Raw genomic sequence first — 8,646 nt, 5'->3', positions numbered from 1 at the left:
AAGCACGGTTTTGTAGGAGAGGGTGGGAAGGCGACTTCCCACTCGACTCCACCAAACTTTCTGAAACTCGAAAACAAATAACCTTCACAGACCAGAAAGGGATTGGCAAGCTTAAGCTCAAAGGAACGTGGGATTTAAATTTGTACCAACTCGATCAGATAAAACGAGTGAGGTTAGTCCTAAAAGCCGATGGCTACTATGTCCAGTTCTTAGTTAACGCTGAGAATAAGGTAGAGAGTCAGCCGACAGGAAAAGCCATTGGTTTAGACGTAGGACTCAAGGAGTTTTATACCGACAGCAATGGTCACAAAGAACTCAATCCCCGATTTTACCGGGAAAGCGAAAAACATCTAAGATTTCTTCACAGACGAGTTTCGCGTAAAAAGAAAGGCTCTGCCAATCGAAGGAAAGCCATTAATCGACTAGGGCGATTTCACCTCAAAATAAGTAGGCAACGTGAAGAACACGCCAAGAGAACGGCGCGTTGCGTAATCCAATCTAACGATTTGGTAGCCTACGAAGATTTGAGGATTAAGAATCTGGTTAAGAATCATTGTTTAGCTAAGTCGATTAATGATGCAGGTTGGTATCAATTCAGAAAATGGTTAGAATATTTTGGGGTAAAAGAAGGCAAGATAACAATTGCGGTTAATCCTGCCTATACTTCCCAGGAATGTTCCAATTGCGGTACAACGGTTAAAAAATCCCTGTCTACTAGGACTCATGTTTGTCGGTGTGGATTTGTTTTAGACCGGGACTGGAACGCAGCCATCAATATTCTGAAGTTAGCCTTGAGTACGGCAGGTCATGTCGGAACTTGGATTTTAAATCCGAACGCTTCTGGAGACTTAACCTCTACTTTGATTGGAGAAATCCTGTCAAAGCAAGTTGGATCTATGAAAGAAGAATCCCCGCACTTATAGGGCGGGGAGTGTCAAAAAAACGGTATTATACAGGAGTCCGAATAGAGTATAGTATCTAATTCGGGTGCGTATAGTTACTTATATGAGTTATCCTGATTATTCTATTTATACGAGGTAAATCAAGGATAATCTGATCCCAACCCGGTGCAACTGCCTCAAATCACTGATGAATTAGGACGTTAGCGAGAGGCTAAGACCTGGGAATTTTTATGGATGCTGCTGAATTGCTAAAGGGTTATGCTGCCGGAGAGCGAGATTTTGAGGGAGTTGAACTCCGGGGAGCCTATCTGACTGAAGCAATTCTCAATGGGGCGAATCTGAGGCGCAGCGACTTGAGCGGTGCTAATCTCAGTGGCGCTAGTTTAAAAGGATCAAACCTGAGCGAAGCCAATTTGAGTCAAGCTAACTTAAGCGTCGCTAATTTAAGCAAAGCTGAACTAAACGATGCCAATTTAACGGCGGCTGAGTTAGTCAGAGCCACGTTGATTGAATGTAACTTAAAACGGGCTAATTTGACGGGAGCGCACCTGCGGGAAGCTAGCTTGATGTTTGCCAATCTTGCCCAAGCCTGTCTTTATCAAGCTGATTTACACGGCGCGATGCTACACCAGGCTATTTTACATTGGGCAAGCTTAAAGAATGCGGATTTAATTGGGGCAATCTTGCAAGGGGCTGATATGAGGGGCGCTGATCTCAGTCAAGCTTGTTTGATTCGCGCTGATGTATCCAAGGCAATTTTGATGGTTGCTGATCTGCGAGGGGCAATTGTTATGGGGGCTAACTTTAAAGCCGCCGTACTCACAGGTGCTATTTTGCCAGATGGCAAGATGCATCAGTAATAGCGCTTCCCGCTGGGCAATAGGCAATAGGGGAATGTCCTAACGTATGCCCGTAGTGCTATACAGATCATATAAGGCTTTTAGCCGAGTCGTAGGGTGGGCATTGCCCACCAGCCTTCAGCCAGAACCATTCAACTTAAGTGCTAAAAACAATTTGTCCATTCTGAATCGCGACTAACTGCATTTTCAACGGTCCTGCTGTAGAGGTTTGGTCTTGGGCGATCGCTCTCACCGCCAGAGGTTTTTCAGATTCCGCCAACTGTTCCATAAAGCGAATCAGGGTAGAAGGATTACCATCTGCAACTTGAATCGGACCGAGGACTCCAGCCCGACGGGCGCGAAACTGCGAGGCGGCGAGTAACTGGTCAATGCGCTGTTGCAGGGCTTTATTCGTCAAGGTTGAAGCATCAATAGAAACAGCGGCTAACACCTCCCCCGGTTCAAACACCAATTGATTCAGTGCTGCATCGGCAAAGGCTTGAATCGGTTTTTCGCCAACCACATAGTTTCCGGCGGAGAGAATTCGCACTACATAGTCTTCACTATCTTGAATTTGTTCGATTAACTGTTCGGCTTGGGCTTGAGTAATTTGAACTAGGGGTTCCTTCGGTGCCTCAGATCCGGGCAAAATAATGTCAGCGGCGGTTCGATTGGCTTCCCGCAGGAGTTGATCAACCGCCTCAGATGCGGCTGAAGGTTCAACAATACGCACCACGCCAAATGCCAGCACTTGACCGCGCAAAATTGCCACATTGCCCTGACGCAGAGCTTGATAGTTCTGATAATACTGCTCCAGAATATCGACTTGCCGTTCTAAAAACGCCAGTTGTTGTTCTTGATCTTGTAGTTGTTGGTTACGTTGGGCGATGAGGAGTTCCCGTTGGGCAAGTTCCTCTTCCAGTTGAGCCAAGCGAACTTCCCGTTGGGCGATCGCCTCTTTGAGTTCGGCTTGCAGTTCTTGAAGACGGGCTTCCCGTTGGGCGATCGCTTCCTGGAGACGGGCTTCCCGTTGGGTCATGGTTTCAATCACGTTATCTTTTTGGGCGAGTTCCTGCTCTTTTTCCCTCAATTGCTCATTTCTCTGCTGGAGTTGCTGGTTTTTTAGCGCCAGTTGCTGGCTAGTTTCCTCCAGTTCCTGATCCCGTTGTGCCACTAACTCTTTAAGCTGACTAATTTCTGCATTAAGTTGATTTCGTTGCTCAATTAACTGTTGACGTTCAGCCAAGAGTGACTGAATTTCTGAACGTAGATTACTTGCCTGTTTTGAGATATCTCGCAGTTGAGCTTGAGCCTTCTGGAAATTGCGGTTCAGTTCATCCAGACGCTGTTGTACTTTGGCTTGCTCGGCTCTAGTTTTAGCCAGTTCGCCCTCTACTTGTTGTTTCTGGGCGTTAACAACTGCCACATCCCGACGTGCATGTCTAAGTTGTCGCAGGATGTTATCCAGTTGAAACACCCCTTCCCGCAGGGATTCACTCAGACCGAATAAAATACCCAAGGTTGAGGCAGAAATCAAACATCCCGTCATAATCGTGACCAATGTCGCCGTTTTTCGAGGACGTAAGTTAAATAAACTCAGCCGCGCCTTGCCAACTTTCGTACCAATGCGATCACCTAAAGTTGCGAGGACTCCTCCCAACAGTAATATTGCCACGATCAGGATGTAAGCGCTGGTCATCACGATGCTGCATCTGTCCAGATACAGCCTATCTTATGGCTGAGACGGATTATATATTTTTTAATGGTTCATGGTTCATGGTTCATGGTTCATGGTTCATGGTTCATTGGGATGGGAGAAATTCTTCCTCATCAAAAGCACGTCTGGAACATTGCTGCTGTGTATCTTTGCTCAAATTGTGCATAAGCTCTCAGTCTTCAGAGATAGATGCCATTGAAAGCGATACACCAAGGATATCTACCATGCAACTCAAGCACATTGGACTGACAGCCGTTTTAACCCTCTTGGCAAGTGTCTCCACCTCAACCTCTGCCCTCGCAACTCTACGGTACAGTCCAGAGGGTACACCAAATCCTTATATGCTGGAACTGGAAAATCCTCAGATTGCTCAAACTCCGTCTAGAGAGTTGGTCAATTGGCTCAATAAAGGAATGTCTTTAATCAAAGCCGGAGAGTATGCTGAAGCCGTTAAAGCTTATGACCAAGCGATTGAAATCAATCGGGAAAGTGCTGATGCTTGGATGGGTCGCGGGTTTGCTCTATATGGCTTGGAGAAGTATCCAGAAGCTGTTACAGCGTTCAATCAAGCCACGGAACTCGATCCCAGTCTAGTTGGGGCTTGGGTCGGCTTAGGTATGGCTTTGGATGATACAGGCAAACCTGAAGATGCCCTCGCTGCTTATGATCAAGCCTTGAAACTAAATCCCAACAGTGATTGGGCTTGGTTCCATCGGGGAATTACCCTGGGACGGCTGGAACGTTATCAAGAGGCATTAGAGGCTTATGATCAAGCTGTTCGCATCGATCCAGACTACGAACGGGCGTGGTTCAATCGCGGTTATGTCCTGATTGAATTAGAACGTTATCCAGAAGCAGAAACGTCATTTGCCGAAGTCGTCCGCATTAATCGGAATAGTGAGCTAGGTTGGTTCATGCGCGGTCTGGCGTTGCTGGAAATGGAGCAACATGAAGCGGCTTTCAACGCCTTTGAACGGGTGTTATTAATCAATTCAGAGAACGCCTATGCTTGGTACAACAAGGGCATTGCTTTAGAAAAGTTAGATGGCGATGCTTGGGAAATTTTTGCCGTGTTTGACCGAGTGGTGCAACTGATACCGGATGATGCTGATAGCTGGTTTAAGCGAGGGAATGCTTTACTCCGTTTAGATCGCTACGCAGACGCCTTGAATTCTTATGATCGGATGTTAGAACTTGAGCCTGATAGTGAGGCGGGCTGGTATAACCGGGGAATCGCCCTCGCCCTGCTGGAACGGTATTATGACGCGATCGCATCCTTTGATCAAGCCCTACGTATTAACCCGAACAATACAGAGGCGAAGGAACATCGCGACAAATTGCAGGAACTGGTACAGCAGCAACCCCAAGACGCGATCGGATAATTCATTGGTGACAACAGATACAGGGGCATTTGTCATTTGTCATTTGCCCTTTGTTTTTTGTCCTTTGTCCAATAGCCTTTATATGCCATACTGTGTAATAAGTTTATTATAGTGGAAATAAACTCAACCATATTAAGTTATGTTAACAAGCCTCAAACCCTTACAAATGACGAATGACCAATGACGAATGACGTAGCTTGCTTCTCGCGAAAGCGAGTTCCCCACCGTTAACTTTAATTGTCCCCACCTACTTATCGCACTGTATTGGACTGACACAGCTACAATTGTGGAATAGATTTGACCATTGAATCGGGCGCAAAGCTTTGCGCCCCTACGGTTTTTGGATGTGAACATCATTCATCCAATTTAGGTATACCACGCTCATGTTATCGTAAAACATGCTCCTATAAATTATATTTTTATAGGTTTTTTCTATCCAATGAGCATCTTATTAGCAGACTTTATGGGGTGAAGTTGGCATCATTGCCCGCAGTTTTTCTTGTTCATTTCGCTCATCTTCACTGAGTTGTTCACGCAATTGAAGCAAAACAGGAAAACCGTGGAATCCCATCGATTTATTCCCTCCTGGTATTTTGTCGAAACGGCTGTCATACAATAAATGGACATAAATTTCTCCATGATTTTCATTGTCTCCATAGTTGTAATTTTTATTTAACCAATCATTCCAATTTTGCCGAAGCGCAATAGCATTATTTGGACCAAACAAAGCTAATGCAATAGCACGTAATAAGGTTGACTTACCTGAACCATTGTCGCCAATAACTATATGCCATCCCGCACACTGCTCTAAACTTATCTTCCAATATAAATTTTTAATTGAGCGGATATTAATCATTCCAATTTCATTAATATACATAATCCCTTCATTTAGTTTTTTGTCGGATAAGTATCTTTCCCACCAAAGCTAATGGTGCAAGAACTGAAATCTACAATAGCTGATGCGATCGCGCCTTTCCACCAATCCCCCGAAACCCTCTGCGTTGAATCACTCTGGGAATGAATCCAGCAGCACAGATATCCCTCGCACACCCACCACCGCCACCAAACTGCCCATCACCACCAGGCTTAAAACTCGTAAACTAACCTGTAGCGATCGCAGTCGTTGTTCTAATTCGCTGTCATAGTGTTGGGCTAAGGTTTCCAGCGTTCTATCCAGTGTTCCGCTTTCTTCCCCGGTGCTAATCATCTGTAGCGCTGTAGGGGGTAATTTACCCTGGAGACTCTGACTAAGAGGTTGACCCATGCGGACGCGCCGCGTAGCCCAGGAGAGTTTGGCTTTCATTACCGTATCTGGGATATGCTCTCGCAGTAAATCCAAGGCGGTGAGGAGAGAAACCCCACAACTTAACGGTAATCGTAACTTAGCTAGATAGAGGAGCGATCGCGCCTGCACGATTTGCCCGAAAATAGGTAATCGTCTCACCAGTTGCAGCCACAAGGGACTAGAAAAGCGAGACAATAGGACGATCATCACCCATAATAGCAGCGCGATCGCTAACCCTCTTAACCAAAACTCTGGTTTAATAATTCCGGTTGCATTTGGATTAAAAATAGCCGCCGTTAACACCAAAAATCCCCAAATTGTCGCTATAGCTGAACGTTTTACCGACCCATATAATCGTTCCTGTCTGGCTTCCGTTTCAGCGTCTTCTGCGAGTATTTGACAGGTTTGGGGGAGAGAACCGCTATATTCAGCTAAACGGATTAAGCTAATCGTCCAACGATTAAAATAACCGCGTTCACAGGTTAAGGCGGTGGCGAAATCCTGACCAGAACCTACGGCGAGACTCACTTTTTGTAAATAGCGTTTAACGGCTGGGCTTAAATCATTTCCCACCAGGGTTAAGCTTTGCTGTAGATTTATACCCGAATTGAGTAATTTAGCAAGCTGGGAGAATATTTTAGCATTTTGGCGATTTGTCATTTGTCCTATGTCATTGGTTATTTGTCCTTATCTAGGTTTACTACCCCCTTTATAATCCAGTCCGCTTTTAGTGAGATTAGTTTAACCGGATTTGATATCAGACCCCTTACCAAACCCCTCCGCGAACCTCTCCCGACGCCTCTCCTACAAGGAGAGGGAAGCGGAATATATTTTTTCTGGGAGGGGCTTTCATACTCCTCCTTCCCTTGCAGAATACTGCTGGAAAACTTCTGCCTTCTTGGACTAGGTTTCGCGACTTTCCAGGAAAAATCGCGATCGCACTTCGTTTTCAGGTAAACTCAAATGTTGCATATTCCAGCCGTTTGACCCCCAATCTACGGAGAAATAACCTTGGCGATAGAATTGCGATCCTATGTTTATATCGATAGTTTACAGCCGCAGCACGCGGCTTATATGGGGACAGTGGCGCTAGGATTCTTGCCATTACCTGGAGATACGTCGCTATGGATTGAAATCTCACCCGGTATCGAAATTAACCGGATTACCGATGTGGCGCTAAAATCGACCTCTGTACGTCCCGCCGTGCAGATGGTGGAACGACTCTATGGGGTTCTGGAAGTTCATGCGAATAAACAAGGCGAAACCAGGGCGGCGGGGAAAGCGATTTTAGCCGCCCTAGGCGTCGGTGAACGAGAACGTCTTAAACCGCGAGTTGTCTCTAGCCAAATTATTCGCAATATTGACCCTCACCAAACTCAACTGATTAATCGCACCCGACGGGGACAGATGATTTTGGCAGGACAAACCCTCTATGTTTTAGAAGTCGCACCAGCCGCTTATGCTGCTTTAGCCGCTAATGAAGCCGAGAAAGCCGCCTTAATTAATATCTTGCAAATTTCCGCTGTTGGCAGTTTTGGACGCCTTTACTTGGGCGGCGAAGAACGGGATATTCTGGCAGGTTCACAAGCGGCGCTGACAGCACTGGAGAGCGTTCCTGGGCGAGAACATCCCGGCGCTGGCGGGAAGGAGTAAAGCCTGGGGTGCATGTAGAGACGTGCCATGGCGCGTCTGGGGGCGGAGGGGCGGAGGTGCAGAGGAACCGTCACTGTTAGGATCTTGCGATCGCGCTTTCTGGTAATGCTTCTACCCAGTTCCAGGAATGGAAACTCAAAACCTAGAACACCAGTCAGTGTCATCAAATCATCGACTGATATTTCCCAGGGGGTATGAGATGAACGCGATAAAAGATAAAGTAATCACTATCGAGTTCAGGGGAAACCATTACAGACTTTCCCGACTGAACGACAATCAATATTATGAACGGCGGCAAAACAGCATTGCTATTGCCGATGATTATGGATTTTATATCGACTTTTATCGGTATTTAAGACAACAAGGCGAGGAGTTAAATCTTGCCCAAATCTATGTCACCCTAGAAGCAATCTGCGGAGAGAGTGGTCGTTTTTTTGACGATTGGAAAGGGTCATTTACCTTCCCATTTTTCTTAGAAATAAGTAAATCTGGACAGACGTTTGATTACTTGCTGGATATCTACGACAACCGAGGTTCTCTGTATTTCGGAATCCGTAAACAAATACAGCCGCAGGATAGCTATGACTTAAGCTTGATGTATCAACCGTTTCCTGAAGAATTATCTCGGCAAGACATCCAGGCATTTATCAGTTATTTATACGGTTATATCCAGGGATATTTTGAAACTATACAAGACACCTATAATCAGTTTTTCTTCAAGCGAGTGGCTTCTAATGGTATCGTATTTGGATATAGAGACGGAGAATTTTTTGAAGAACAGTATGATTCCCCTGAAACCTACAACCAGGCTGTGAAATCCTTAGAGAATTACACATTGGGGTAGGGGCACCATCCTTGCGCCCTTACC

At 45.8% G+C, this 8,646-nt stretch carries 8 protein-coding genes; 5 read left to right on the top strand and 3 right to left on the bottom strand.

From position 1 onward, the window contains the following. Positions 1-923 (top strand): RNA-guided endonuclease InsQ/TnpB family protein (locus ACLFWI_RS21565; protein ID WP_446414620.1); only part of this gene is annotated, 923 nt, incomplete at its 5' end. A 209-nt stretch (positions 924-1,132) separates the two neighbouring features. After that, positions 1,133-1,762: a pentapeptide repeat-containing protein gene (locus ACLFWI_RS21560; RefSeq protein WP_446414619.1), complete on the top strand. Its 630-nt coding sequence runs from the start codon at positions 1,133-1,135 to the stop codon at positions 1,760-1,762. 136 nt (positions 1,763-1,898) lie between these two features. On the opposite strand, the gene ACLFWI_RS21555 is transcribed toward ACLFWI_RS21560, so the two are convergent. Further along, a complete protein-coding gene (locus ACLFWI_RS21555) occupies positions 1,899-3,440 on the bottom strand; it encodes a DUF3084 domain-containing protein (protein ID WP_446414618.1) in 1,542 nt (513 codons plus the stop codon). 242 nt (positions 3,441-3,682) lie between these two features. On the opposite strand from ACLFWI_RS21555, the gene ACLFWI_RS21550 reads away from it, so the two are divergent. Continuing rightward, positions 3,683-4,840 carry a tetratricopeptide repeat protein gene (locus ACLFWI_RS21550; RefSeq protein ID WP_446414617.1) on the top strand — a complete coding sequence of 386 codons (1,158 nt, stop codon included), beginning with the start codon at positions 3,683-3,685 and terminating at the stop codon, positions 4,838-4,840. 451 nt (positions 4,841-5,291) lie between these two features. Here ACLFWI_RS21550 and ACLFWI_RS21545 read toward each other — a convergent pair whose 3' ends face one another. Further along, entirely contained in the window at positions 5,292-5,717 is a 426-nt protein-coding gene (locus ACLFWI_RS21545; RefSeq protein ID WP_446414616.1) for an AAA family ATPase, read from the bottom strand. A 129-nt stretch (positions 5,718-5,846) separates the two neighbouring features. Further along, positions 5,847-6,785, bottom strand: coding sequence for a type II secretion system F family protein (locus tag ACLFWI_RS21540; protein WP_446414615.1), 939 nt, complete (start codon positions 6,783-6,785; stop codon positions 5,847-5,849). Between the two features lie 351 nt (positions 6,786-7,136). Here ACLFWI_RS21540 and ACLFWI_RS21535 point away from each other — a divergent pair, with 351 nt between their 5' ends. After that, positions 7,137-7,778, top strand: a complete 642-nt coding sequence (locus ACLFWI_RS21535) for a hypothetical protein (RefSeq protein ID WP_044204270.1) — start codon at positions 7,137-7,139, stop codon at positions 7,776-7,778. A gap of 199 nt (positions 7,779-7,977) precedes the next feature. Further along, on the top strand, positions 7,978-8,622 hold the full coding sequence (locus ACLFWI_RS21530; protein ID WP_446414614.1) for a hypothetical protein: 645 nt from the start codon (positions 7,978-7,980) through the stop codon (positions 8,620-8,622). Positions 8,623-8,646 lie beyond the last annotated feature (24 nt).

This window comes from Coleofasciculus sp. (assembly GCF_046539235.1).
In the GTDB taxonomy this organism is placed as follows: domain Bacteria; phylum Cyanobacteriota; class Cyanobacteriia; order Cyanobacteriales; family Coleofasciculaceae; genus Coleofasciculus.
The sequence above is the reverse complement of the archived record's forward strand: the minus strand, read 5'-3'. Positions and strand labels throughout refer to the sequence as shown.